Consider the following 24,359-nt stretch of genomic DNA (forward strand, 5'->3'; position numbering starts at 1 on the left):
GGAGCATAAGATATGGCAGAGAAAGGATTTATTCTTTCGGCTGAAGAGGAGTTAAAACTTCGAGAGCCCATAGATGAATATATAGGAAAAATACAGGAACAGATAGATGCTTTAAGATTAGATGGTACAGACAAAGTTAGAAGCTTAAAGAACCATATTGCAGTTGTAAAAGAAAGCAAAAATCTATCAAAAGAAGAAAAGACAAAAATTATCGAAAACGATAAAAAAGTATTAGAAGAGGCAAACGCAGTTGAAAGTCGTAATAAAGACAAAGTAAACAAATTAATTGCAGAAGCTGAAGATTATCTTTCAAAAAATTATAACAGCCAGTACTACAATAAGGTGGTTAACAGTTGTGAAGCTGAAAAAGAGGCTGAAAAGAAAGAGTATGAGAGAATTTGTGCAGTATTAAAAGAAGAACATACAGCACAGTTAAGTAAATTATCCGATCCGGATGAGATTAAAGATGAAAAATATGTTTACAAGAATAAAATATATGATGTGAAGATGGCACATGAATCAAAATGTCAGGAAATCAAAGACAGAAAACATGATGCGTTTTTACATAAGTATCATTTAATCGACTTGTTGCGAATGTCAAAATATACATTTGTACAAAAGAGAGCACAGAGTATAGAAAACTATAAGTATTCATTTAATTTAGCACAGTTTCTTTACAAGAATGGCTTGTATATTGTTATTGTTCTAATATTTATTGGATTATGTGCAGTAACTCCAATAGTAAAAAATACACAGTTGCTTACATACACAAACATACTTAACATTTTGCAACAGGCTTCCCCTAGAATGTTCCTCGCCCTTGGGGTTGCAGGATTAATCCTTTTAACAGGAACGGACCTTTCCGTAGGACGTATGGTTGGTATGGGTATGGTAGCGTCGACCATAATAATGCATAACGGTATTAATACAGGTGGAGTATTTGGCCACATATTTGACTTTTCAAGTATGGGTCCTGTAAACAGAGCAATTTTGGCATTAGTTGTCTGCATTGTACTTACAACATTCTTTGCTATGATAGCAGGATTCTTTATGGCAAGATTTAAGATGCATCCATTTATTTCAACAATGGCTAACATGCTTATTATCTTTGGTTTAGTTACATATGCAACAAAAGGTGTTTCATTCGGTGCAATTGACCAGGCAATACCTAATATTTTCATTCCTCAAATAGGTGGTTTCCCAACAATTATACTTTGGGCATTAGTTGCCATTGCAATTGTATGGTTTATCTGGAATAAAACAACTTTTGGAAAAAATCTGTTTGCTGTAGGTGGAAATCCTGAAGCAGCAGCAGTATCAGGAATCTCAGTATTCAAAGTAACTATGGGAGCATTCATTCTTGCAGGTATTCTTTATGGATTTGGTTCATGGCTTGAATGTAACAGAATGATTGGTTCAGGTAGTGCAGCATATGGACAAGGATGGGATATGGATGCAATCGCAGCCTGCGTAGTTGGTGGTGTATCATTTACAGGTGGTATTGGTAAGATTTCAGGTGTAGTAACAGGTGTTCTTATTTTCACTTCCCTTACTTATTCACTTACAATCCTTGGAATCGATACAAACCTCCAGTTTATTTTTGAAGGTATTATCATCCTTGCAGCAGTAACTCTTGACTGCCTTAAATATGTACAGAAAAAATAAATATTAGAAAATATTTCTTAATGATAAAGCTAAAAGTCGTTCTAATTATCTATATGATTAATGGAACGGCTTTTAGTCTAAATTGGTTTAAAAGCAATTCATAGTTTGTTATAATAAAAAAAACAGGTGGGAGAAATATGGAAATAAAAAATAATACTGATATAGAGAAAACTAATATGGAAAATTACAAAGTTATTTTGGTGGATGACGAAGAAGAAGTAATTGATGCAATAAAAAGCCGAATATTATGGGAACAATTAGGTTTGCAGATTGTAGGCAGTGCAACAAATGGTGTAAAAGCATTAGAATTAGTAGAAAAGTTACAACCTGACATTGTTATAACTGACATAAAAATGCCTTATATGAATGGTCTGGAACTGTCGAGAAGATTAAACGATGAATACAGAAATGTTCATATAATTATTTTTACGGGATTTGATGAATTTGATTATGCAAAAGAAGCAGTGCATCTTGAAATAGATGAATATATGCTTAAACCAATTAACGCTGTGGAATTGTCAGAGTGCCTTAAGCGTGTTAAGAATTCATTGGATAAAGAAAGAGAAGAAAAATTAAATGTTCAAAAGCTTGAAAATTATTTCGATGATGTTTTGCCAATTATTCAGACTAACTTTTTTGTTTCGTTAATAGAGGGAAGAGTTAACGAAAGTGAATATGAGAAATTTTTGCAGGCATACAAGATAGATTTAAATGGACCGTATTTTTGTTGTGCAGTTTTTCACACTTCAGAAAATAATGTTCCGGAAGAAATGTCGCCATTATTATTATCTATGTCAGTTGAGAGAGAGATAAAAGCAAGAATAGTGGGAAAATTCAAGTGTAGGGAATTTATATATTTAGGAAATACAGTTCTTATTATAGAATTGAAATCAAAAGAAGAGACAGTAGAACTTACTGATGTTTGTGATAAATTCTGTAAGTGGGTTAACAGAGTAATTGGAGCAGTAGTAACTGCAGGAATAGGTATGGTATGTGATAACATATCAAATATTAATAATTCGTATGATGGGGCAAGGGAAGCCGTATCATACAGAGTATTATATGGAACAAAGAGAGCCATAAATATTGATGAAATCACACCAAACAAACAAAATATGGGATTACAGTCAGAAGAAACAAAGATGCATGAATTGTTTAAGGCCATTTATCTGGGAAACGAACAGGAAATAGAGGCGGCAACAAACAGGGAAGTTGACAGAATACATAGCAATTCCAATACGGTTAGCCAATATAAGTTATATACAATGGAAATGGTAGGAGCATTCTACAGATTTTGCGAAAATAATTTTATTGACTTTAACGATTTTCTGGGTGAAATGAGCAACCCTTATGAAAAGGTGCCAAAAATGGATGAAAGCACACTAAAAAAATGGATTGTGCAAGTTTCCACAGAAATGGGAAAACAATTAAAGAGTGTCCGAAACAGTAAATCACGAAGACTGATAAATGACGCAAAAAATATCGTTGCAAACAGATATATGGAAGAAGATTTATCCTTGGATAAGGTTTGCTCAATAATGGGAGTGTCTAATTCATACTTTTCTTCTATATTTAAGAAGGAAACAGGAATTTCTTTTGTATCTTATTTAACAGATTATAGAATGGATATAGCAGCAAAGTTAATTTTAGATACAAATGAGAAAAGCTACAAGATTGGTGAAATGGTTGGATATATGGACGCAAACTATTTTAGTTATGTATTCAAAAAGAAATTTGGAATTTCACCATCTAAATATCGAAATGCAAAATTAAAATCATAAATATATGCAGGGATGGAATATTGAAAAATAAAAGTAAAACAGGCGGGAAAAATCTTAATAGAGGAAGAAGAAAATGGTTTCACAAAGGGGAATTTATAGGTCTTGATATACAGTCAGTAATAATGACTGTTTTAACTATGCTTACAATTGCAGTTACTGTAGTTATGGGCTTGTTAATTTATAACAGATTTAAGATGTCAGTTAAAGAAACAAATATATCAAGCACTGAGGGCATAGTAGACAGCGTAGTAGAAAAAATGAATTCTGATTTGTACAATATAAGACAGATTTCAAATGCAGCGAACTATAACATTATTCAACAATACGACGTTTCGAGTCAGGAATTTAATAACCAGTTTAGCCTTCTTTACGAAACAAATTCTGACAAAATACAAAGCCTGGTTTTGTACAACAATGAAGGAAAACTTATGGCATCAGAACCAATTTCTTCAGAGAAAAAGAACGTAGAAATTAAAAAACAGGATTGGTTTTATAATGCAAAGAAAGAAATAGAGAACATTCATTTTTCAAAACCTCATTTGCAAAATATATTTATGGATGGAACATACAAGTATAATTGGGTTATTTCTCTTAGCCGTTCAGTTGACATAAATGATGGAGATGAGCCAATAAGTGGAATATTATTAGTAGATATGAAATATTCAATTATTGAAGAAACCTTTGAAAGAATTAATGGTAATTCCAACGGTATATATTATTATTTGTGTGATGGTAATGGAGATATAATTTATCATCCAAGAAAGGTTGAAATTGACAGAAACAAGTTAACCGAAAGCAACAGGGAACTTGCTTCATATGAAGACGGAATATATGAACTTAAATTAAATGGAAGAAAAGCAAATTATGTTATAAGTAATATGGCATATACAGGTTGGAAAGTTGTGGGTGTTGTGCCGGAAAGCACGCAAATTATGAGCATGAACCAGTTTAGATATTATATTGTAATAACCATTATAATATTGCTGATGATGCTTCTTGTTGTAAATAGATTTATTTCAAAGAGAATTTCAAAGCCTATTAGAGAGTTAGATGAATCCGTTAAGGCTTATGAAGCAGGTGGCAAAAAAGAAATTTATGTTGGAGGTTCTTCAGAGATAAGACATCTGGGATATTCAGTTCAGAAATCATATGAACAGATTGAAGAATTGATGGACGAGATTATTAAGCAACAGACTCAAAGAAGAAAAAGTGAATTAGCAGCATTGCAAAGTCAGATAAATCCACACTTCTTATATAATACATTAGAATCCATTACCTGGATGGTGGAAGCAAACAGAAACGCAGATGCGGTATTGATGATTTCGGAGCTTGCTAAGTTACTTAGAATAAGCTTATCAAAAGGAAAAACAATAATAAGAATTGCAGATGAAATACAACACAGTAAAAGTTATATGAGCATTCAAATGGTAAGATACAAAGAACGATTTGGAATAAAATTCCACATTGATGAAGAAATTAATGATTACTGTATTGTAAAACTGGTAATACAGCCCATATTAGAGAATGCAATTTATTATGGTGTAGGCGATATGGATGCTGATGAAGGCGGAATGATAACTGTTACAGGAAGAAAGATTGAAGAGGATATATACATATCTATAGAAGATAATGGAATGGGTATGAGAGAAGAAGTAGTGGAAAATATTCTTACAGATAACAGTAAAGTTCCAAAACATGGTTCAGGTGTAGGTGTAATAAATGTTCATAATAGAATACAGCTTATGTTTGGTGAAGAATATGGATTAAAAGTCGAAAGTGAAGCAGACGAGGGAACAAAAGTTACAATACATATACCGGCAATACCATTTAATAGTGAAAATCAAAGTAAAATGGAAGAGAAAAGTGTAGAAAGGAAGGGCAAAAATGAAAAAAAATAAAGTAATCTTTCTTGCTACAGAAATTATATTATGTGTTTTAGCACTTTTTTTCACTTTTAAAATGTTTGATCAAAATGAGACAGAAAAGAAAGTTGCAGTAATTGTACAAAATTCAGGTGATAAAAATTGGGATTCTTTCATAAAGGGATTAAAAGAATCAGCCAAAGCCAATAATATTCATTTGATTATATGTAATGCCGATGAAATCAACAACATAGATGATCAAAAAGAATTAATTAATGAGCAAATAGAAAATGGAGTTGATGCTTTTATAATAAGTCCGGCTCCGGGAAGCAAAACAAAGACAGAAATGAAGACTATTTGTGGAGACAAGCCATTTATATTAGTAACTGAAGATGTTTATATGGGAGAAAATAAAAAATCTGAATACCCTGTAATAAAGCCTGATAATTACAAAATCGGCTATAGTCTTGGAAAAGAAATGGTTGGAAAATCTATAAAGAAAATAGGCATTGTACTAGGACAGGAAGAAAGAGAAGAAACAGCTGACAGATATAAAGGGTTTGAAGATGCAATAAAAGATAGTGGCATGAAAGTTGCGTGGAAATATAATGGCATAGAAAATAAAGACATTGTTAAAATTGTAAATCGCAGGAGTAAAGTTGATGCAATAGTAGTGTTAGATAACTATTCACTAGATGATTTGGGTGAAAACGTCAGAGAGGATTCGTATAATGGTGCGAAAATATATGGTGTTGGAACTAATGTTGAGTCCCTTGTCCTTGTGGATTATGGAAAAGTGGAATGTGTGATAATTCCTGACGGATATGAAATGGGATATAAAAGTGTTAAGGAGATAACTGAAAGACTAAACCATACTTTTTATGTGATGAAAAGTACTAATGTGGAACACAAAATAGTTTATAAAAAAGATTTATTTACTACTGATATTGAAAGGTTTTTGTATTCATATGAATAAAAGAAAGAAAATTGTTGTATGTTTGATTTTAGGAATAATTCTAGTCTGCAATATTTGCGGTTGTCAAAGCAATAAAGAAGAGAAGAACAGCATACTTAGAGTAGGTATAGTGACTTATACACAGGATGATCCTTTTATAAATGCGTTAAAAGAACAGCTAAAAGGGAACTTAAAAACTATGGAAACGAAGGATATGAAGATAATGATCTCCGAAAGAAATGGAGACAATGACCAAAGGGATCAAAATGAAGCTGTTGAAGAGATGATTGATGCAGGATGCGATATAATGTGTATAAATTTAGTAGATAGAACAGAGCCTTCTAAGATTATAAAAATGGCAAGACAGAATAACATACCCGTTATTTTCTTTAACAGGGAACCGGTTAAAGAGGATTTGAAGCAATGGGATAAACTTTATTATGTAGGCTGTAATGCAGAACAGTCAGGTAAAATGCAGGGACAGATAGCAGCAAAATATATAAAAAAGAATAAAAAAGTTGATAAAAATTATGATGGAAAAATTCAATACGTATTATTGGAAGGTGAAGCGGGGCATCAGGATGCCATAAGTAGAACGGACTGTTCCGTAAAAACCATAATAGGCAAAGGTATAAAACTGGAAAAATTAAGTTATCAGTTTGCAGATTGGAATAGAGGACAGGCAGAAAACAAAACAAACCAATTAATTGAACAATATGGCGATAAGATAGAAATGATAATTTCCAACAATGATGAAATGGCATTAGGAGCATTGGAGGCATATAAAAAATCAAAATATGACAAGAAGCAGTGGCCGATTATTTTTGGAATTGACGGTTTGGATGATGCTTTAACAGCAATAAAGAATGGCGAAATGCAAGGAACGGTATACAATGACAAAGAAGATCAGGCATTAGAAATTTCACGATTAGTTGTAGATATTTATCAGGGCAATAGTATGAAAAATCATAATTTACAACTGGGAAAATATTATGTGTCTCAATACAAAAAAGTTGAAAAAAGCAGCATAGACAAATTCATAAAATAAAGGCGGGTCAATATATGTGGAATGAAAGGTTTAACAAAGAGTTTAAAGAAGAATCTAAGAAAGAGACAAATGAAAAGTCTAAAAACGAATTAAAAAAAGAACTTTTTGGAGAAGAGTTTTATGAAGAAATGGAACCGGAGAAAAGATTAGAAATTTTTCAAAAAAATATAGAGTCAGACAATAATAAAGAACTACGAGAATGCTTATGGACAGCAAGATATGGAAAAAGAAAGCCTAAAAAAGACTTATTCATAGGCTATCTTATGGAAATGAAATACATATCAGAAAGTGGTTCCACTGATGTAGGCGGAGCGAAAAGAAAACAGTTGTGCAAGATTATTAATAATTTGTGCATCGGCAACTATGAAATTCTGTCAGAGGAGCAGCGTGGCATTCTTAAAAATGAGCTAAAGAATACATTTAAAAAATTTATTCAGGTAAGTCGAGGAGGAAGAGGCTTCACTTCGGCAGTTTTTGGACTGGGACAGTTATCTGATGAGGGTATTGCAAAAAAGATAGCTGAACAAATAAGCAACATTGCATTCCTAACACCTCATATGTTCAGAATGGATAAAGAATTTAAAATCCTTCAGGCAGCAGCGCTGGAAGCATATAGGGAAGAATACCCCCATAGAGAACATTTTTTGAAAAAATAGGACAACCTTAGATTATACCAAAATACCCCACGGTTTGAGAAAATGAAAACCGCGGGGTATTTTTCTTTTGGCTTGAATAGTTACAGACTTAGAGTTTGCCTCATATATAGTACAAATCCCGAATAGTCTTGAAGTAATTCACCCCAAATCTCTCATATCAAGCGAAAATAAATGACAGAAAATGAAAAATAAAGAATTATTGATAATTCTATCTCAAATACCCAACAATCAGCATACATATTACACAAAAAATACAATTTGCATACTAAAAAAATAACATTATTGTTAGAAAAATCAAAAAACCGGAAAAAGGCAAAAATAACACAAAGCAAAAAGTGACAACAAATGAAACGTTTTTAACAACGAAAACTGTACAATATGCACAAAAGAAATATGTCTAAATTGTGAAAACCGTGAAAAATGTTGAAAATAGTTGACAGAAAATGAAAAGAGTACTACAATTATGCTATCAGATGAAAACAAATGACAAAACTTGAAAAAAAACAAAAGATAAAAGAAATAACAAAGAAAGGAAGGAAATATGAATTACGCAGGAAGATTTAATTCTTTTATATTAAAAGGTCAGAACGTATTTGATGCAATTAAGGCATATCACGAGATGGATGGCATTACACATTTAGAGTTTAACTACCCGGAACATTTTGCAGGATATGATTTAGAAGAAATCAAAAAGGCCATGGGTGATTTAAAAGTTAACGGATTGGCAGTTCGTTGGAGAAATGATTTCACAAACGGAGACTTAACAAATCCTGATCCGGAACTTAGAGAAAGAGCCATCAGATATTGTAAGGAAGCTACAGATATTTGTAGAGAACTTGGTGGAACATACATAACATTATGGTTAGAAAATGACGGTTTTGATTATGCGTTCCAAGTTGACTATGAAGAAGCATGGAACCAAATGATAGATGCTTTCAGAGAATTAGCAGATTATGCACCAGACATGAAATACAGCATCGAGTACAAACCATTTGAACCAAGAAACTTCTCAATGGTTGACAGCACAGGAATGACATTACTTCTTATTAAAGAGATAGACAGACAAAATGTAGGATGTACATTAGACTTCTGTCACATGTTAATGAAGAGAGATTCCCCGGCATACGGACTAGCACTTGCAGCAAGTATGGGAAAACTTTATGGATTACATATGAACGACGGATATTCACAGATGGACAGCGGAATGATATTTGGTTCAGTAAATATAGCTCACGCAGCTGAGTTTATCTACTATTTAAAGAAGTACAATTATCAGGGAGTTGTATTCTTCGATACATTCCCAATCAGAGAAAACGCAAAGCTTGAAACACAGGCAAACATCAATTCATTCGAAAAGATTTCAAAAATAATTGATGAAATCGGAATGGACAGAATAGCTGAAGTAGTATCTAAACGTGACGGAGTTGAGGCACAGCGCCTTGTTCTGGACATGTTAAAATAAAGAGAAAATAAAAAAAGAAAAAGGAGAACACACAAATGAGAAAGAAATTTTTAGCAGTTGCCCTTGCAGCAACAATGGTAATCGGTTTAGTTGGATGTGGAAATTCATCATCTAGCTCAAACAACGCAACAACAGCAGCCTCAAATGACAAACAGGCTACAGAGGAATTCAACCCTGATACAGTTAAAGATAGCAAGACTATCGAAGATATCCGTAAAGATAACGGAGACGAAGTAAAAGTTAAGGGTGGTTTAAAGATGGGTGCCATCGCAAAGTCATTCTCAAACGAATTCTGGCGTAACTTTAAAAATGGTTATGAACAGTCAGAAAAGGTACTTAAAGATGCAGGCGTAGACGTATCAATTAAGATTGACGGAACAACAGATGAAAGTGATGAAATCGGACAGCAGACAATGACAGACAACTTAGTAAACCAGGGTTACAACGCTTTAATGTTAAGCCCAATCTCAGATTCAAACTTAACAGCATCAGTTGATAACGCTAAAGGCAAAAAGATTCCTACAATTAACGTAAACGATGGATTAATCGCATCAGCAGATTACTTCGTAGGACCAGATGCTTACCAGAATGGTGAATTAGCAGCTGAATGGGTTTCAAAACAGCTTGGTGACAAAGGTGATGTAGCTATCGTAATCGGTATGGCAAAAGCTTTCGCAGCTCGTGAAAGAACAGCAGGATTCAAGGGATGGATCAAAGACAACAATTCAGGACTTAACGTAGTAGCAGAACAGAATGCTGACTGGGATAGACAGAAAGCTAAAGAATTAGCAAGCACATGGATTCAGCAGAACCCAGACTTAAAGGCTATCTTCTGTAACAATGATGATATGGCTTTAGGTGTAGTAGAAGCAGTTGAAGAAGCTAAGAAAGATATCTTAGTAGTAGGTGTTGATGGTATCGGTGAAGCTTATGACTCAATCAGAGCTGGTAAGTTAGATGCAACAGTTGATTCATTTGGTTACTATATGTCACAGGTTGCTACAGAAGTAACATTAAGAGTATTAGCTGGACAGGATATTCCTAGAGTAACACATACTCCACAGGCTCTTATCGATAAGACTAACGTAGATAAAGACGCAAAAGACATCATTGGTTGGACAGATCCAAAATATGTATCAGAATAGTTTAGACACAATAATTTAGAAGATTTGATTTGTAAAGTGGGAGAAAGGTAAAACTTTCTCCCACATATATAAAGGAGGAACGATTATGGCGAAGGCTGTTGAATTTGTTAAGATTAACAAACGCTTTCCGGGAGTACACGTCCTTAAAGATATCTCTTTTTCAGTAGAAGAAGGTGAAGTTCATGCATTGCTTGGTGAAAATGGTGCAGGAAAATCAACACTATTGAATATTTTGCATGGAGTTTATCCTGAATATGAAGGAGAGGTAAGACTTCATGGTGAAAAGGTAAGCTTTAAAGACACAAATGATGCTATTGTAAATGGCAAAATATCTAAGGTTCATCAGGAAACATTGGTAGTAAAAGATCTTACCGTTGGACAGAACGTAACAATGGGATATGAACCTAAAAAAGGAATCTTTATTGATTTCAAAAAAATGAATAAAGATGTAGACGTAATATTAGAAGACTTAAACTGTAACTTTAAATCATCAGATTTGGTTGCAACATTAACAGCAGGTGAAATGCAGATGTTAGCAATTGCAAGAGCATTATATCATCATTCAACGATTATATCTCTTGACGAGCCAACAGCTTCACTTACAACAAAAGAAACAGAAGCTTTGTTTGAAGTAGTAAGAAAACTTAAAAAACAGGGCGTAACAATATTATATGTAAGTCATAGATTGGAAGAAATTTTCCAGATTTGTGACAGAGCAACAATTCTTCGAGATGGAGAATATATCCAGACAATGGACATTGCAAGTACTACAAGAGATGAACTGATTCACGCAATGGTTGGTCGAAATGTTGCAGCAGTGGCATCAAGACTTAAACCTAGTCCAATGACAGATGAAGTAGTATTAAAAGTAGAACATTTATGTAATGAAAATTATAATGATGTAAGTTTTGAACTTCACAAAGGCGAAATCTTAGGATTCTTCGGATTAGTTGGAGCAGGAAGAACTGAAGTCATGAGAACACTGATTGGTGCAGATCAGAGAACATCAGGAAAGATTATTCTTAAAGGTAAAGAAGTAAAGAATGGCTGGAATACAACAAAAGCCTTAAAAGCCGGCATCGGTTTATTACCTGAAGACAGAAAAACACAGGGATTTATGAATCTTTCTAATAACTATGAAAATATAGCAATATCAAGCTTAGAGAAATATATGACAGGTCCATTTACAGACACAAAGAAGAAGATTAAAAACGCAGAAGTTTACTTCGAAGAAATGGACGTACATCCAAGACGTGTTGATTATATGACAAGCAACATGTCAGGTGGTAACCAGCAGAAAGTTATTTTGGCAAGATGGATGTCTACAGATGTAGATATAATTATCTTCGATGAACCTACAAAAGGTGTTGACGTAGGTGCTAAGGCAGAAATTTACAGACTTATGGAACAGTTAGTAGAAGATGGAAAGAGTATTATCGTAGTTTCATCAGAATTACCTGAAGCCATGGGTATAAGCGACAGAATGATAATTATGAGTGAAGGAAAAATAACAGCTGAGTTAACAAATAAGGTTGACTTTGTAGAAGATTCAATTCTTGATTTAGCAATTGGAGGTAATTAAAATGAAGAATATATGGAATAAATATAAACGTGAGTTTGTAGTATTGCTGGCAACCTTGGTTATGGCAGTTGTCTTTACAGTACTAAACAGTAACTTTTTAAATTATAACAACTTTGTAACTATTTTACAGCAGATGGTATTAAACGGTGTACTTGCAGTAGGTATGATGTTTACAATCATCACAGGTGGTATCGACCTTTCAGTAGGTTGTACATACGCAATTACAGGTATTATAGTTGCTTCATGTACAGTAAACTATGGAATGAATCCATTCCTTGGAATTTTAGTAGGACTTGTAGTTGGTGCAGTTCTTGGTGCATTTAACGGATTCTTAATTAATAAGATGAAGTTACAGCCATTTATCGCAACATTAGGTACAATGAGTTTATACAGAGGTCTTGCTTACGTAGTAACAGGTGGTGTACCTGTAACAAACGTTCCGGACTCATACAGAAACATCTTCAACGGAGAATTAGTTGGAGGAATCAGATACTACATTATAGTTATGGTAGTTGTATTCGTAGTAGCACACATTCTTTTATCAAAGATGAGAAGTGGTGATTACTTATATGCAGTAGGTGGAAACGAAGAAGCAGCTAAGTTATCAGGTGTTAACGTAGTTAAGACAAAATACATTGCATACATCTTCTGTGGTGTTTGCTCAGCAATTGCAGGTATGATTATGTTAGCAAGCTTAGGTTCAGCAGAAGCAACAGCAGGTAGCGGATATGAAACAAACGCAATCGCAGCAGCAGCTATCGGTGGAACAAGAATGGCAGGTGGTAAAGGTACAGCACTTGGAACATTCATCGGTGCATTAATGTTAGCAGTATTAAAAGTAGGTATGGTAGTTATCAACGTTGACTCATTCTGGCAGTTCGTTGTAACTGGTATTATTATCATCGTAGCTTCATACTTCGAATTCATTCAGCAGGACGTTGCAGGATTTATTTCAAGACATAAGAAAGCTGCAAACTAAAAAATAAACCGCAAAAAATTAATAAACATTGCGGCACTAATATATTTTCAATATGAATTGAATTATAATAAAGGCGCAGGGAAAAATAAACTTTGCGCCTTTATTCTTTTTAATAATAGGAAACAAAATAAGTTTAGAGTAGGAGGAAAATAAGGATGAATAAGAAAATCACAGTTATCGGAAGTTTAAACTATGATGTTATCTTAAAAATTCCAAGATTACCTTTTAAAGGTGAAACATTAACAGCCAACGGAGCAGCATTTAGTGCCGGCGGAAAAGGTGCTAATCAGGCAGTTCAGGCAGCAAAATTAAAAACTCCAACTTATATGGTAGGATGTGTTGGAACAGATGCATCAGCAGACTTTTTGGTTAACACAGCAAAAGAGTATGGTGTAAATGTTGATTATATTAGAAAAGTACCCGGAAGTAGTGGAATGGGAGTTATAAACGCAGTTGAAGACGGAAGCGTTTATGCATGTATCGTAAGAGGTGCAAACTTTGAGGTTACAAAGGAAGATGTAGACAATGCAATGCCTATTCTTAAAGAATCAGGTGTATGTATTCTACAGAACGAGATTCCGGTAGAAATTATTGTTTATGCAATTGATAAGGCAAAAGAAGCAGGATGTACAGTTGTATTAAATGCAGCACCTGCAATAGAATTACCTGAAGAATGTTTAAGTAAGGTAGACATTCTTGTAGTAAATGAAGTTGAGGCAGAATTTTACTGTCACGAAAAAATCGACTCAGTTGAAAAGGCAAAAACAGAAATTAAGAAAATGGCAGAAAAATACAATAATAATGTTATTTTCACACTTGGAAAAGATGGAGCAGTGGCTTACGAAAATGGAACAATTGAATTTATTCCGGCAATGAAAGTAGATGCGATTGAAACAACAGGAGCAGGAGATTCATATATCGGAGCAGTAAGTCATTCAATAATTGAAGGAAAGAGCCTGATTGAGGCTTGTAAGTTTGCAACTAAGTGTAGTGCAATTACAGTTTGCCGAATGGGAGCACAGCCTTCAATGCCAACTTTGGAGGACGTGGAATAAACCCCGATTATTATTGACATTTTTAACCATTGAAGGATATTATATAGGTATAACTGTAACGTTTTTATCGTTACGGTGACACACAGGAGGAAAAGATATGATACCTTATGAAAGAAGATTACAAATAGCAGAATTGCTTGAGCAGAATGAGGTTGTATCTTTGGATGAGTTTTGTAGATCTTTAGGGGGTGTCTCGGAATCGACAGTTAGAAGAGATTTAAAAACCATGGAGAAAGAGGGAGAGATAACATTACTAAGAGGTGGCGGAGCTTGTTTAAAAAGAGGCAGCTATGAAGTTCCTGTTCTTTCAAAGAAAAGTAAGAATGTCAAACAGAAGGATGGAATTGCTAAGGTTGCAGCAAGTCTTGTAAATGACGGTGATTCGATTTATATCGATTCAGGAAGTACAGCCTTAGATATGGTTAAATATTTAAAAGACAAAAACATAACAGTTGTAACAACAAATGCATTAATATGTTCAGAGTTGCAATCTCCTAATATTAAGTGTATTATAGCAGGTGGTGAAATCAATATTACTACTGCTTCAATTAGAGGAATTACAACAAACAACTTTTTAAAGAGTTACTATTTTGACAAAGCTTTTGTAGGAATATCCGGTTTCTCAAAAGAAGCAGGGTTTAACACACCGGATTTGTTAGAAGCTGAAAAGAAACGTATTGTCTGCAAGAATTCAGGCAAGGCGTATATAGTAGCCGACAGTAGCAAGTCTGGCAAAAGCACATTATGTAAGGTACTTGACTTAGAACAGGCAACTTTAATTTGTGACAAAGTGACAGATGTAGTTGAAGCTGCAGCAGAATATATTATTGCTGAATAGAATTGTAGTGCAAAAGACAGAGGTGAACAATATGAAAATTGGAATTGGAAATGATCATGTAGCAGTTGAAATGAAGAATGAAATCAAGGCATATCTTGAAGAAAAAGGACATGAAGTTGTAGATTTCGGTACAAATTCTTCTGAGAGATGTAATTACCCTGTATATGGCGAGGCAGTAGCCAATGCCATTGTTAACGGTGAAGTAGATTGTGGTGTTTTAATTTGTGGAACAGGTGTAGGAATTTCACTTTCAGCTAACAAGGTTAACGGAATTAGAGCCTGCGTATGTAGCGAGCCATATAGCGCAAGATTATCTAAGCAGCATAACAACACTAACATTATTGCATTTGGCGCAAGAGTTATTGGCATAGAACTTGCAAAAATGATAGTAGATGAATGGCTTAATGCAGAATATGAAGGTGGCCGTCATCAGGTTAGAATCGATATGATTAAAGACATCGAGGAAAAACAGAAACAGAAGTAATTTGCTATTTATAAATGGTAGATTATTAATGTAATAGTAATGTAACAGAAGAGTAATGGAATAAAAAGACAAGGAGAGATACTATGAAGATTAAAAACATTGAAAACCCTGAAGAATTTTTAAAGGTAATTGACAGTTGTAAAGGAAGAGTTGAATTAATAACAGATGATGGAGACAGATTAAACTTAAAATCAAAGTTATGTCAGTTAGTTTCATTGTCAACAATTTTCTCTTCAGCAGCTAAGATTCCTGAAATGGAAATTGTAGCTCATGAATTAGAAGATTCAAAGAAAATAATGGACTACTTAATGGGTTGCTAATTGATAAGATTACAGTGTAGAAATTTTAAATAGTATAGAAATAATTTTCTAAAAAGCGCGTTCAAAGAGACTTAAAAAGTCAAAAGACCTGTTGCACTTTAAACTTGGTGCGACAGGTCTTTTTTATTAATAGGAAAAATCTATTAATTTAAAATCCAACTGAGGATATAAACCTATACTTAATAAGCTTAGTGAAAAGATTAATCCTCTTCAATAACATAGAAGTCAAGATAGTCGAAATCTATTGATTCCACAAAACTGTCTGCATAAAATCTTGTTCGCGCAATACGTTTAAACTCGTTAATATTTGAATCAAGCCATATTGGATTGCTTAAATCAAATTCCTCGCAAATCTGTTCAAGAGCCATAAAAACCTTATGAGTTCTTGTCTCGTCAGGAATATCCAATTCAATAGTAGTGCTTTGTAACATTTTATTACTTTTAAAAGTACGTCCCCAAACTCTAAACATAATAATCTCCGTTCCATTAATATAGTATAAATAACATAATATAAATCCAAAGTAAGTGTAAGGGAAAACGGAGTAAAAGTAAAGAAAAAAGAAGTTAGACAAAACTAACGCATAAGTATAAGTTTAACTTTAAATATTGTTAGAATAATGATATACTTAGGGGTAATGAGCACTATAAATAAGTGAGAAATGTATGGTAGTCATAAACAAAAAAAGAGGGAAGAGATGAAATAGGCATAGCTGTTTATACCGTTTTAAGAAAAGCGGAATGGAGTATTATATGGGAAATAAAAGAAAGAAAAAATTACAGACTCAGGTAGGAAAATATTTAAAGGGACCGTTGTATTTTATTGCATTTTGGATAATGATTAATGTGATTACATATGCCATTGATGTAAGAGCAGGCGTAGTAATGAGTCTTGCCACATTTGTTTACATTATTTTAATGCTAAGCATAGCTATTAAGTATAATTCCAACGTAACTAAGAGACTTATAGACTTCGGAAGTGCTTACAGTCTGGTTCAACGACAGATGCTTAAGGAAATGGATGTGCCATATGGCCTTATTGACGAAAACGGAAAGATACTATGGACTAACAACCAGTTTGATACTTTATTTGAAAAGAGTGTTTTAAATAAGAACATTATGAATATTTTTGAAGGCATTAAGCCGGAATATTTGGTTTTTGATGACGAGAAACCTAATCACGTTAAGCTTAGTTATAAAGACAAATTATTTGCGGTAACATTAACCAAGTTTGAGCTGAAAAATGATTATGAGGACAGCGCCCTTAATCTTTTGGAAGAAAATAGCGGTCAGTTAATTTCCATTTATTTAAGAGATGAAACATTAATCAGCAAGCTGGAAAAAGAGACTAAGGAAGAACGACTTGTAACGGCAAATATTTATATTGATAACTATGACGAAGTGGTACAAAGTGTTGAAAACACACGAAGAACCCTTTTGGTAGCTTTAATAGACAGAAAGATTAATGTTTATTTTTCTCAATATGACGGAATTGTCAGAAAGCTTGAAAATGACAAGTATTTTGTAGTTTTCAAAACAAAATATATAAGCAAGATGCAGACTAACAAGTTTGCAATTCTTGACGAAGTAAAAACAGTTAATATAGGAAACAGCCTTCCTGTAACAATCAGTATCGGTATTGGTATGGGAGGAAACAGTCTGGTACAGAATTATGATTTGTCCACAACAGCCATTGACATGGCGCTTGGACGTGGCGGTGACCAGGCAGTGTTAAAAGACGGTAGTAAGGTTTATTATTACGGTGGAAAGACCAAATCAGTAGAAAAGAACACAAAAGTTAAATCAAGAGTAAAAGCCACAGCGTTTAGAGATTTGATTGAAACAAAAGAGAATCTTTATATTATGGGACATCATATAGGGGATAATGATTCCTTTGGCGCCGCAATAGGCTTATACAGAGTTGGAAAGACTATCGGAAAGAAGACGCACATTGTACTTGGAGATGTAAGTGGCAGTGTAGTTCCTTTAGTTGATGAATTTAAGAACTCAGACTCATATGATGAAGATATGTTTATTACAGGACCGGAAGCAGTTGCTGAAATGACTAAGAATGACGCCCTTATTATAGTTGACTGTAACAGAGCCTCATATACAGAATATCCTGAGCTTGTAAGAAGAGCCCAGTGTATAATTGTATTTGACCACCATAGACAGACAACGGATTGCATTGACAATGCCCAGCTTTCATATGTTGAGTTATCATCATCATCAACTTGTGAAATGGTTGTTGAAATAATGCAGTACATTAATGAAACAGTTAAGCTTACAAAGCTTGATGCAGAGGCTTTATATGGCGGTATTATGGTTGATACAAACAACTTTATAAACCGTACAGGTGTAAGAACTTTTGAAGCGGCAGCATATTTGAAGAAGAATGGTGCAGATGTTGCAAGAGTAAGAAGAATGTTCAGGGATGATTTGTCAGATTACAAGGCTAAGGCATTGGCAATTCAGAATACTGAAATCTTTATGGATGGATACGCATTGTCAGTATGTAGTCCACAGGGTGCATCTTCACCTACAATTGTAGGCGCCCAGGCAGCCAATGAATTATTAAATGTAAAAAATGTAAAAGCATCATTTGTATGTACACCATACAATGATCAGGTATATATAAGTGCCCGCTCAATTGACAAAATCAACGTTCAGGTTATTATGGAACAGTTTGGTGGTGGCGGACACATGAATCTTGCCGGAGCTCAGGTTAGAAATAAGACAACCGGCGAGGTTATCGTTATGTTAAAGAAAGTTATTGAAACGATGATAGAGGAAGGAGAAATTTAATGAAGGTTATATTATTAGAAGATGTTAAATCTCTTGGGAAAAAAGGAGAGATTGTAAATGTAAATGACGGATACGCAAGAAATTTCATTTTGCCTAAAAAGTTAGGTCTTGAGGCAACATCAAAGAACCTTAATGATTTAAAACTTCAGAAGCAGAATGACGAAAAAGTTGCACAGGAAAAACTTGATGCAGCAAAGGCATTGGCAGAAGAAATCAAAGAAAAATCAATTACTGTTAAGATTCAGGCAGGGGTAGAAGGAAAGGTATTCGGTTCTATTTCAAGCAAGGAAATTGCCACAGAAGCAAAGAAGCAGTTAAACATGGATATTGATAAGAAGAAGATTGTAATTCCTGACGCAATTAAGTCACTTGGAACTTACAACGTTAACATTAAGTTACACAAAGACGTAACAGCTACATTAGCAGTAAAAGTTGAAGCAAAATAAGAATCCTAAGGAGAATACCAAATGGAAGAGGCAGTAGTAAAAAGAGTAATGCCTCATAGTAATGAGGCAGAACAGGCAGTAATCGGCTCAATGCTTATGGATGCAGATGCCATTACAACTGCTATGGAAAAAATTTCAGAAGATGATTTTTATAACAAACAATATGGTTCTCTTTTTAAGGCAATGATAGAACTTTATAATGAAGGAAAAACCTGTGACCTTGTTACAGTAAAGTCTAAGTTAGAGGAAACAGGGGTGCCTTCAGAAGTTGTAAGTCTTGATTTTATCAGAAATATATTGGAAATGGTTCCTACATCAGCTAACATTAAGCAGTATGCAGAAATTGTTTACGAAAAATCAGTTCTTAGAAATCTAATTCGTGCCAATGAAGATATTGCCGGCAAATGCTACGCAGGAAATGAAACACTAGAGGCAATTCTTGAAGAAACGGAAAAGAAGATATTTGACCTGATTCAGTCAGGAAGCAGTGGAGATTACACTCCGGTAAGACAGGTAGTTCTTAATGTATTTGAAAAGATTGAGAAAGCTTCCCAGACGAAAGGTTCCATTACAGGTTTGGAAACAGGCTTTACTAAGCTTGACCACCAGCTTTCAGGACTTCAGCCATCAGATATGATACTTATTGCGGCGAGACCTTCCGTAGGTAAAACAGCTTTTGTTTTGAATATTACGGAAACAGTTGCAGTAAAACACAACATACCTGTTGCCATATTTAGTTTGGAAATGTCAAGCGAACAGCTTATTAACCGTATTATTTCACAGAACTCAATGGTAAGTTCCCAGAAAATGAGAAATGGTGACTTAAGTGACAGCGAGTGGGCAAACATAGTTGAATCAGCCAATATTATTGGTAATTCCAACATTATCATAGATGATACACCGGGTATAAGCATCGGCGAAATGCGTTCTAAGTGTAGAAAGTTTAAGTTGGAGAAAGATATACAGCTTGTTATAGTGGATTACCTTCAGTTGATGACAACCAACGGCAGATCGTCAAGCCGTGAACAGGAAATTGCGGAAATTTCAAGAACCTTAAAGGGAATTGCAAGAGAGTTAAACGTTCCGGTTATTGCCTTATCACAGCTTAACCGAGCGGCTGAAACAAGAGAAGACAAGAAACCTATTATGGCAGATCTTCGTGAATCCGGTTCTATCGAACAGGATGCGGACGTTGTAATGCTTATGTCAAGATTTTACGATAAGGAAACAAAGACAGAAGACAGAAACAGAATCATCGTAAACGTAGCTAAACAGCGTAACGGCCCTGTAGGTGAAGTAGAATTAGTATGGTTACCACAGTATACTAAGTTCGAAAATGCGGAAACAGAACAGGTGTAGGTGACTGTAGTAGACATCTGGCGACAAAGCTACAGAAAGTCGTTTTTTTCGCAGTGTTAAAAATATTGAACAAGGCATATAATGAATTTATAATGGAGATGTTCCAAAAGGGAGCATCTCCTTTTCGATGCTCCAATTCGATTTTTAAGGAGGAGTATATGGGGGAAAAAAGATATATTATTTCGGACGCATCAAAGATGCTCAATGTTGAATCACATGTTTTAAGATATTGGGAAGAAGAACTTGAAATCAAAATTCCAAGAAATGAAATGGGACACAGATACTACACTGAAGATAATATCGAAAGCCTTAGAAAAGTCAGGGACTTAAAGAAGCAGGGCTACAGCCTAAAGGCAATAAAAAATATGGTAAACCCTAAGAAAGCAACCAGGGAAAATAAAGAATCAAATGAAAGACTGACAGTAAGACAGCCGATTTCACTGATGGAAGTAAGGGAGAAAAAAGTCGGGGTGGAGAATTGCTATCAGGAAGTGCCGGAGGCAATGTCTGGCAGTGTACAGAGTGTGGTACAGAATATGACACAGAGTAATGGGCAGAATGCAGAAAGTGCAGGCTTGAAGTTAGAACAGTTCCAGAACCTTATGAATAAGGTTGTTTCAAAGGCATTAAAAGAATCCACAACGAACCTTGGAAAAGAGCTAAGTGACAACGTAAGCGAAAACGTTCTAAAAGGAATGAATTATATGATGAGAGTTCAGGATGAAAAGGAAGAAGAACGTTATCGAAAACTTGATGAGCTTATGAGAAACAAGCAGAAGCTAAGCCGTCGAGAAAAAAGAAAAAAAGCAAAAGCAGAAAAACTTCTTTTGAAAAACAAGAAAAAAGGAATGGCTCATTTCGGGAAAAAACCGCAGACTACATAAACAAAAATACATTATAGAAGAATGCTGCATCGCATATAAAATGCAAAAGATATTAAAAAAATGCAACACATAAAGAGACAGATAATAAGGACAAATAGCAAAAATAATTTAAAGATACAATAAAAATATTAAAAAATATTAAAAGAAAGACGATAAGAAATATTATAAAAAATATTATAAAAAATATTATGAAAAGTTACATAGATAATATTACATAAAAAATGCCATCCTTTACATAAAGTAAAGATGGCATTTTTTATACCTATACGGTACATAATACGCTCCAAAGAGAGCGTATAAATTATAATAATTAGTCTAATGTGATTGAATCTGTTGGGCATGCACCTGCACAAGCGCCACATTCGATACATGTATCTGCATCGATTACGCAAACGCTACCATCGTTGCTAATAGCTCCTACTGGGCAAGTACCTTCACATGCACCACAACCGATACATCCGTCAGTAATTTTGTAAGCCATTATGTAAGCCTCCTTTGATTTTTTATACGTTTATAATAATACAATTATCCCAATATTGCAATAAATAAAAAAGTTAAAAATTTAACAATAACAAGAAACATCAAGCGTCACGAACCACTGTAAGCACCCTTCCAAAGTAGTGAACATCATCGATATTATCGATGAAAAGCGAGTTTTTGTCGCCATTAATGGGAGCAAGCTCCAGCCTGATTCCTGGAATATATTTACGAATATACACTTTATTTCCAATAAGAAAAATCCCTGTCTCACCGGATTCAGGAAAACGGTCCTTGCCAATCAGAAGAATATCGTTGTCAAAATAAGTAGGTGAAAGATTTCGTCCAACAATCTTAATCCCACACAAAACAATGTCACCAAAATCTTTTTTGTAAGCAGAAATATTAACAATATTCGTAGAAATACTGTCAAAAACCATTCCATCCTGAACATAGCCCGTTGGCGTAAGAACAGAAATGCAGTCGGTTTTGTGAGATTTGTTGTAGTCGGCAATGCGGGACTCAAAATAGGCAATTTCCACAAGTAGATTAAAAACCCTTGGTGGAAGTGATTTTTTATCAATGGTATTAATGACTGAGCGCCCTAAAATATAGTCAATGCTACAATTCAGCGCATCGCAAACCTTTGAAATAGTATAAATAGTGGGATTGTTAACCTTACCCCCAACTAATTTCTTGACGGATTCATATGGAAGCTCAGCCTCATCGGCAAGCTGTCGGATAGACCAATTCTTCTGATATAAAAGACGATTAATATTTTCAACCATAATGTTTTTGTTGGTGATTTTGTTAGAATTTTGATTCATAAATTAAGACGCCCCCCTTATTAAGATGTATTCCTTGGCACATAAAAAACAACAATATAACAAAATTTGTGCCTTTCTATGCCTTTTTTTTACAAAATTATGCATTTATTATATAGCATATAGAAAAAAATTAAAATATCTATGGAAAAAATGGAGGGAAAAATGAACAAAATGGAGAAAAACAGTAGCGAAAAACTATTAAAACAACTTATTGCAACATTAAAGATGGAAGGAAACCAGATGCCGGGCGGTGTTCTGGAAAGCGATGATTATAACATAATAATCATTAAACCAAATCAATTACAACAGGAGAATGCCGGAGAAAAGCAGAGTAGAAAATACAATGAATCGTACAGTGAAAATCAAAGAGAGAATTTTGATGATTTGTATGGAGAACGAAAAGGCAAGAAAGAGTTAGAGAATATCATTTCAAGGAAGCTTATAGGACTTGGCATACCGACTAGATTAAAAGGTTATAAATATATACTGGCAGCAATTGAGCAGGTTTTAGAAGATGAAACATCACTGGAAGGTGTAACTAAGATACTTTACCCGGATGTTGCAAAGAAATATAATTCGACACCTCAAAGAGTAGAAAAAGCCATTAGGCATGCAATAGAAGTTGCATGGACAGATAATGTAGTAGAACTTAGACGTGAATTTGAGGATGGCAGAGAAAACAGACGCCCCACAAATTCAGAGTTTATATCAAGAATAAGTACATATATAAAAATGACAGCATAGATGGGGAAGATATTCATTGAAGCGAAAAGTAGCCGTATGCCAAAGGAGAGGCGAAAAGGCAGGCAGTAAGGATGAATATTGATATATAGAAATGTGAATATAGAAAGTTAATGAATTAGTTGAAGGATACCGTGTGGAGGCTAGTGCCACACGGTATCCTTTTGTGCATAGTGGGGGAGGGAAATAAGTTAAGCAATTGAGTAGCGTACCCAGAGAAATGTAAAAAATAAAATGTCGGGGTACGTTTTCGGTGAATAGGAGTGTGCTGAAGCCACAATAAGTGATGTACGAGAAGGTGCGTACCCAGAGAAATATAAAAAATGAAATATCGGGGTACGCGACCACCAAAAAGCAAGGAAAATATGAAACATAATGTATGAGAAAGACGGAAATGTACCCCGAAAAAGGCGAAAAATGAAATAGCGGGGTACAAAGCCACTAAAAAGCAAGGAAAATATGAAACATAATGTATGAGTAAAGCGAAAATGTACCCCGAAAAAAGTCAAAAATGAAATGTCGGGGTACGCAAACACCAAAAAGCAAGGAAAATATGAAACATAATGTATGAGGAAGACGAAAACGTACCCCGAAAAAAGTTAAAAATGAAATAGCGGGGTACGCGACCACCAAAAAGGCAAGAAAACAACCACAACAAATAGGGAAATAAGCAAATGTTGTGGTATGAAACAGAAAAAATAGAGCAAGAAGAAACAATTTTACCCTACCCACCATGCCCACGCTGTTTTTTACAATTCCAACAATTGTTTTACATAGATTTAATCTTTCCCGCACTTTGGTTTTAACAATGAATCTCTAGAATAGCAGATGATAAGACTTATCAATAAGGATTCTATATGAAATACATTCAGGAGTACCGAGGAATAATAAAGGACATTAAGGAACAGTAAGGATATCAAGTAACACTGATGAATAGCAAAGAATACTAAGAAATATTCAGGAATAACAAAGAACATCAGGTAATACTAAG

General features: G+C 34.4%; 22 protein-coding genes. 19 read left to right on the forward strand and 3 right to left on the reverse strand.

Annotated elements, in window-relative coordinates; all coding sequences use genetic code 11:
* Nucleotides 1-12: 12 nt before the first annotated feature.
* The 14 genes from NQ558_RS02720 to NQ558_RS02785 all read left to right on the forward strand — a co-directional run bounded on the left by NQ558_RS02720 (nt 13) and on the right by NQ558_RS02785 (nt 15,832).
* Entirely contained in the window at nt 13-1,665 is a 1,653-nt protein-coding gene (locus NQ558_RS02720; protein ID WP_005361352.1) for a galactose/methyl galactoside ABC transporter permease MglC, read from the forward strand.
* A gap of 137 nt (nt 1,666-1,802) precedes the next feature.
* Nucleotides 1,803-3,446: a response regulator gene (locus tag NQ558_RS02725; protein ID WP_005361350.1), complete on the forward strand. Its 1,644-nt coding sequence runs from the start codon at nt 1,803-1,805 to the stop codon at nt 3,444-3,446.
* 20 nt (nt 3,447-3,466) lie between these two features.
* Nucleotides 3,467-5,344 carry a cache domain-containing sensor histidine kinase gene (locus NQ558_RS02730; protein WP_341271130.1) on the forward strand — a complete coding sequence of 626 codons (1,878 nt, stop codon included), beginning with the start codon at nt 3,467-3,469 and terminating at the stop codon, nt 5,342-5,344.
* Nucleotides 5,331-6,284, forward strand: a complete 954-nt coding sequence (locus NQ558_RS02735; RefSeq protein WP_005361345.1) for a substrate-binding domain-containing protein — start codon at nt 5,331-5,333, stop codon at nt 6,282-6,284. The genes NQ558_RS02730 and NQ558_RS02735 overlap by 14 nt, the downstream gene beginning before the upstream one ends.
* Nucleotides 6,277-7,311 (forward strand): galactose ABC transporter substrate-binding protein, encoded by a 1,035-nt coding sequence (locus NQ558_RS02740; RefSeq protein ID WP_005361340.1) that lies wholly within the window; start codon nt 6,277-6,279, stop codon nt 7,309-7,311. The genes NQ558_RS02735 and NQ558_RS02740 overlap by 8 nt, the downstream gene beginning before the upstream one ends.
* A gap of 14 nt (nt 7,312-7,325) precedes the next feature.
* A complete protein-coding gene (locus NQ558_RS02745) occupies nt 7,326-7,967 on the forward strand; it encodes a DUF6553 family protein (protein WP_005361336.1) in 642 nt (213 codons plus the stop codon).
* A gap of 541 nt (nt 7,968-8,508) precedes the next feature.
* Nucleotides 8,509-9,429 carry a sugar phosphate isomerase/epimerase family protein gene (locus NQ558_RS02750; RefSeq protein WP_005361333.1) on the forward strand — a complete coding sequence of 307 codons (921 nt, stop codon included), beginning with the start codon at nt 8,509-8,511 and terminating at the stop codon, nt 9,427-9,429.
* A gap of 35 nt (nt 9,430-9,464) precedes the next feature.
* A complete protein-coding gene (locus NQ558_RS02755) occupies nt 9,465-10,574 on the forward strand; it encodes a sugar ABC transporter substrate-binding protein (protein ID WP_005361330.1) in 1,110 nt (369 codons plus the stop codon).
* An 85-nt stretch (nt 10,575-10,659) separates the two neighbouring features.
* Nucleotides 10,660-12,156, forward strand: a complete 1,497-nt coding sequence (locus NQ558_RS02760; protein ID WP_005361321.1) for a sugar ABC transporter ATP-binding protein — start codon at nt 10,660-10,662, stop codon at nt 12,154-12,156.
* Nucleotide 12,157: 1 nt separating this feature from the next.
* Complete coding sequence (locus tag NQ558_RS02765) at nt 12,158-13,135, forward strand: ABC transporter permease (protein ID WP_005361319.1); 978 nt, start codon at nt 12,158-12,160, stop codon at nt 13,133-13,135.
* 155 nt (nt 13,136-13,290) lie between these two features.
* A complete protein-coding gene (locus NQ558_RS02770; RefSeq protein ID WP_005361316.1) occupies nt 13,291-14,190 on the forward strand; it encodes a ribokinase in 900 nt (299 codons plus the stop codon).
* 97 nt (nt 14,191-14,287) lie between these two features.
* On the forward strand, nt 14,288-15,028 hold the full coding sequence (locus NQ558_RS02775; RefSeq protein WP_005361313.1) for a DeoR/GlpR family DNA-binding transcription regulator: 741 nt from the start codon (nt 14,288-14,290) through the stop codon (nt 15,026-15,028).
* A 31-nt stretch (nt 15,029-15,059) separates the two neighbouring features.
* Nucleotides 15,060-15,512 carry a ribose 5-phosphate isomerase B gene (gene rpiB / locus NQ558_RS02780; protein ID WP_005361311.1) on the forward strand — a complete coding sequence of 151 codons (453 nt, stop codon included), beginning with the start codon at nt 15,060-15,062 and terminating at the stop codon, nt 15,510-15,512.
* A gap of 83 nt (nt 15,513-15,595) precedes the next feature.
* Nucleotides 15,596-15,832: a hypothetical protein gene (locus NQ558_RS02785; protein ID WP_005361309.1), complete on the forward strand. Its 237-nt coding sequence runs from the start codon at nt 15,596-15,598 to the stop codon at nt 15,830-15,832.
* 200 nt (nt 15,833-16,032) lie between these two features.
* Here NQ558_RS02785 and NQ558_RS02790 read toward each other — a convergent pair whose 3' ends face one another.
* Complete coding sequence (locus NQ558_RS02790) at nt 16,033-16,302, reverse strand: hypothetical protein (RefSeq protein ID WP_005361307.1); 270 nt, start codon at nt 16,300-16,302, stop codon at nt 16,033-16,035.
* A 280-nt stretch (nt 16,303-16,582) separates the two neighbouring features.
* On the opposite strand from NQ558_RS02790, the gene NQ558_RS02795 reads away from it, so the two are divergent.
* The 4 genes from NQ558_RS02795 to NQ558_RS02810 all read left to right on the forward strand — a co-directional run bounded on the left by NQ558_RS02795 (nt 16,583) and on the right by NQ558_RS02810 (nt 21,323).
* Complete coding sequence (locus NQ558_RS02795; RefSeq protein ID WP_040446638.1) at nt 16,583-18,634, forward strand: DHH family phosphoesterase; 2,052 nt, start codon at nt 16,583-16,585, stop codon at nt 18,632-18,634.
* Entirely contained in the window at nt 18,634-19,080 is a 447-nt protein-coding gene (gene rplI / locus NQ558_RS02800; RefSeq protein WP_005361303.1) for a 50S ribosomal protein L9, read from the forward strand. Before NQ558_RS02795 ends, rplI begins: the two co-directional genes overlap by 1 nt.
* A gap of 21 nt (nt 19,081-19,101) precedes the next feature.
* Nucleotides 19,102-20,439: a replicative DNA helicase gene (dnaB, locus tag NQ558_RS02805; RefSeq protein WP_005361301.1), complete on the forward strand. Its 1,338-nt coding sequence runs from the start codon at nt 19,102-19,104 to the stop codon at nt 20,437-20,439.
* A 158-nt stretch (nt 20,440-20,597) separates the two neighbouring features.
* Complete coding sequence (locus NQ558_RS02810; protein WP_259907639.1) at nt 20,598-21,323, forward strand: helix-turn-helix domain-containing protein; 726 nt, start codon at nt 20,598-20,600, stop codon at nt 21,321-21,323.
* A gap of 310 nt (nt 21,324-21,633) precedes the next feature.
* Here the strand turns inward: NQ558_RS02810 and NQ558_RS02815 are convergent, their stop codons facing one another.
* Together NQ558_RS02815 and NQ558_RS02820 are read right to left on the reverse strand one after the other, a co-directional pair.
* The gene (locus tag NQ558_RS02815; protein WP_005361296.1) at nt 21,634-21,804 is read right to left on the reverse strand and encodes a DUF362 domain-containing protein; all 171 of its coding nucleotides are present in this window, start codon (nt 21,802-21,804) and stop codon (nt 21,634-21,636) included.
* Between the two features lie 100 nt (nt 21,805-21,904).
* Nucleotides 21,905-22,627 (reverse strand): helix-turn-helix domain-containing protein, encoded by a 723-nt coding sequence (locus NQ558_RS02820; protein WP_005361295.1) that lies wholly within the window; start codon nt 22,625-22,627, stop codon nt 21,905-21,907.
* A gap of 162 nt (nt 22,628-22,789) precedes the next feature.
* Between NQ558_RS02820 and NQ558_RS02825 the strand changes: the two genes are divergently transcribed.
* Nucleotides 22,790-23,371 (forward strand): sporulation initiation factor Spo0A C-terminal domain-containing protein, encoded by a 582-nt coding sequence (locus tag NQ558_RS02825; protein WP_050750962.1) that lies wholly within the window; start codon nt 22,790-22,792, stop codon nt 23,369-23,371.
* Nucleotides 23,372-24,359: the final 988 nt, after the last annotated feature.

It is taken from the genome of Eubacterium ventriosum (genome assembly GCF_025150745.1).
GTDB lineage: Bacteria > Bacillota > Clostridia > Lachnospirales > Lachnospiraceae > Eubacterium_G > Eubacterium_G ventriosum.

What these genes read in the sequence shown, in the direction of transcription:
- NQ558_RS02720 (WP_005361352.1), top strand. Translation starts at nt 13, where the DNA reads ATGGCAGAGAAAGGATTTATTCTTTCGGCTGAAGAGGAGTTAAAACTT.
- NQ558_RS02725 (WP_005361350.1), top strand. Translation starts at nt 1,803, where the DNA reads ATGGAAATAAAAAATAATACTGATATAGAGAAAACTAATATGGAAAAT.
- NQ558_RS02735 (WP_005361345.1), top strand. Translation starts at nt 5,331, where the DNA reads ATGAAAAAAAATAAAGTAATCTTTCTTGCTACAGAAATTATATTATGT.
- NQ558_RS02740 (WP_005361340.1), top strand. Translation starts at nt 6,277, where the DNA reads ATGAATAAAAGAAAGAAAATTGTTGTATGTTTGATTTTAGGAATAATT.
- NQ558_RS02745 (WP_005361336.1), top strand. Translation starts at nt 7,326, where the DNA reads ATGTGGAATGAAAGGTTTAACAAAGAGTTTAAAGAAGAATCTAAGAAA.
- NQ558_RS02750 (WP_005361333.1), top strand. Translation starts at nt 8,509, where the DNA reads ATGAATTACGCAGGAAGATTTAATTCTTTTATATTAAAAGGTCAGAAC.
- NQ558_RS02755 (WP_005361330.1), top strand. Translation starts at nt 9,465, where the DNA reads ATGAGAAAGAAATTTTTAGCAGTTGCCCTTGCAGCAACAATGGTAATC.
- NQ558_RS02760 (WP_005361321.1), top strand. Translation starts at nt 10,660, where the DNA reads ATGGCGAAGGCTGTTGAATTTGTTAAGATTAACAAACGCTTTCCGGGA.
- NQ558_RS02765 (WP_005361319.1), top strand. Translation starts at nt 12,158, where the DNA reads ATGAAGAATATATGGAATAAATATAAACGTGAGTTTGTAGTATTGCTG.
- NQ558_RS02770 (WP_005361316.1), top strand. Translation starts at nt 13,291, where the DNA reads ATGAATAAGAAAATCACAGTTATCGGAAGTTTAAACTATGATGTTATC.
- NQ558_RS02775 (WP_005361313.1), top strand. Translation starts at nt 14,288, where the DNA reads ATGATACCTTATGAAAGAAGATTACAAATAGCAGAATTGCTTGAGCAG.
- rpiB (WP_005361311.1), top strand. Translation starts at nt 15,060, where the DNA reads ATGAAAATTGGAATTGGAAATGATCATGTAGCAGTTGAAATGAAGAAT.
- NQ558_RS02785 (WP_005361309.1), top strand. Translation starts at nt 15,596, where the DNA reads ATGAAGATTAAAAACATTGAAAACCCTGAAGAATTTTTAAAGGTAATT.
- NQ558_RS02790 (WP_005361307.1), bottom strand. Translation starts at nt 16,302, where the DNA reads ATGTTTAGAGTTTGGGGACGTACTTTTAAAAGTAATAAAATGTTACAA.
- NQ558_RS02795 (WP_040446638.1), top strand. Translation starts at nt 16,583, where the DNA reads ATGGGAAATAAAAGAAAGAAAAAATTACAGACTCAGGTAGGAAAATAT.
- rplI (WP_005361303.1), top strand. Translation starts at nt 18,634, where the DNA reads ATGAAGGTTATATTATTAGAAGATGTTAAATCTCTTGGGAAAAAAGGA.
- dnaB (WP_005361301.1), top strand. Translation starts at nt 19,102, where the DNA reads ATGGAAGAGGCAGTAGTAAAAAGAGTAATGCCTCATAGTAATGAGGCA.
- NQ558_RS02810 (WP_259907639.1), top strand. Translation starts at nt 20,598, where the DNA reads ATGGGGGAAAAAAGATATATTATTTCGGACGCATCAAAGATGCTCAAT.
- NQ558_RS02815 (WP_005361296.1), bottom strand. Translation starts at nt 21,804, where the DNA reads ATGGCTTACAAAATTACTGACGGATGTATCGGTTGTGGTGCATGTGAA.
- NQ558_RS02820 (WP_005361295.1), bottom strand. Translation starts at nt 22,627, where the DNA reads ATGAATCAAAATTCTAACAAAATCACCAACAAAAACATTATGGTTGAA.
- NQ558_RS02825 (WP_050750962.1), top strand. Translation starts at nt 22,790, where the DNA reads ATGAACAAAATGGAGAAAAACAGTAGCGAAAAACTATTAAAACAACTT.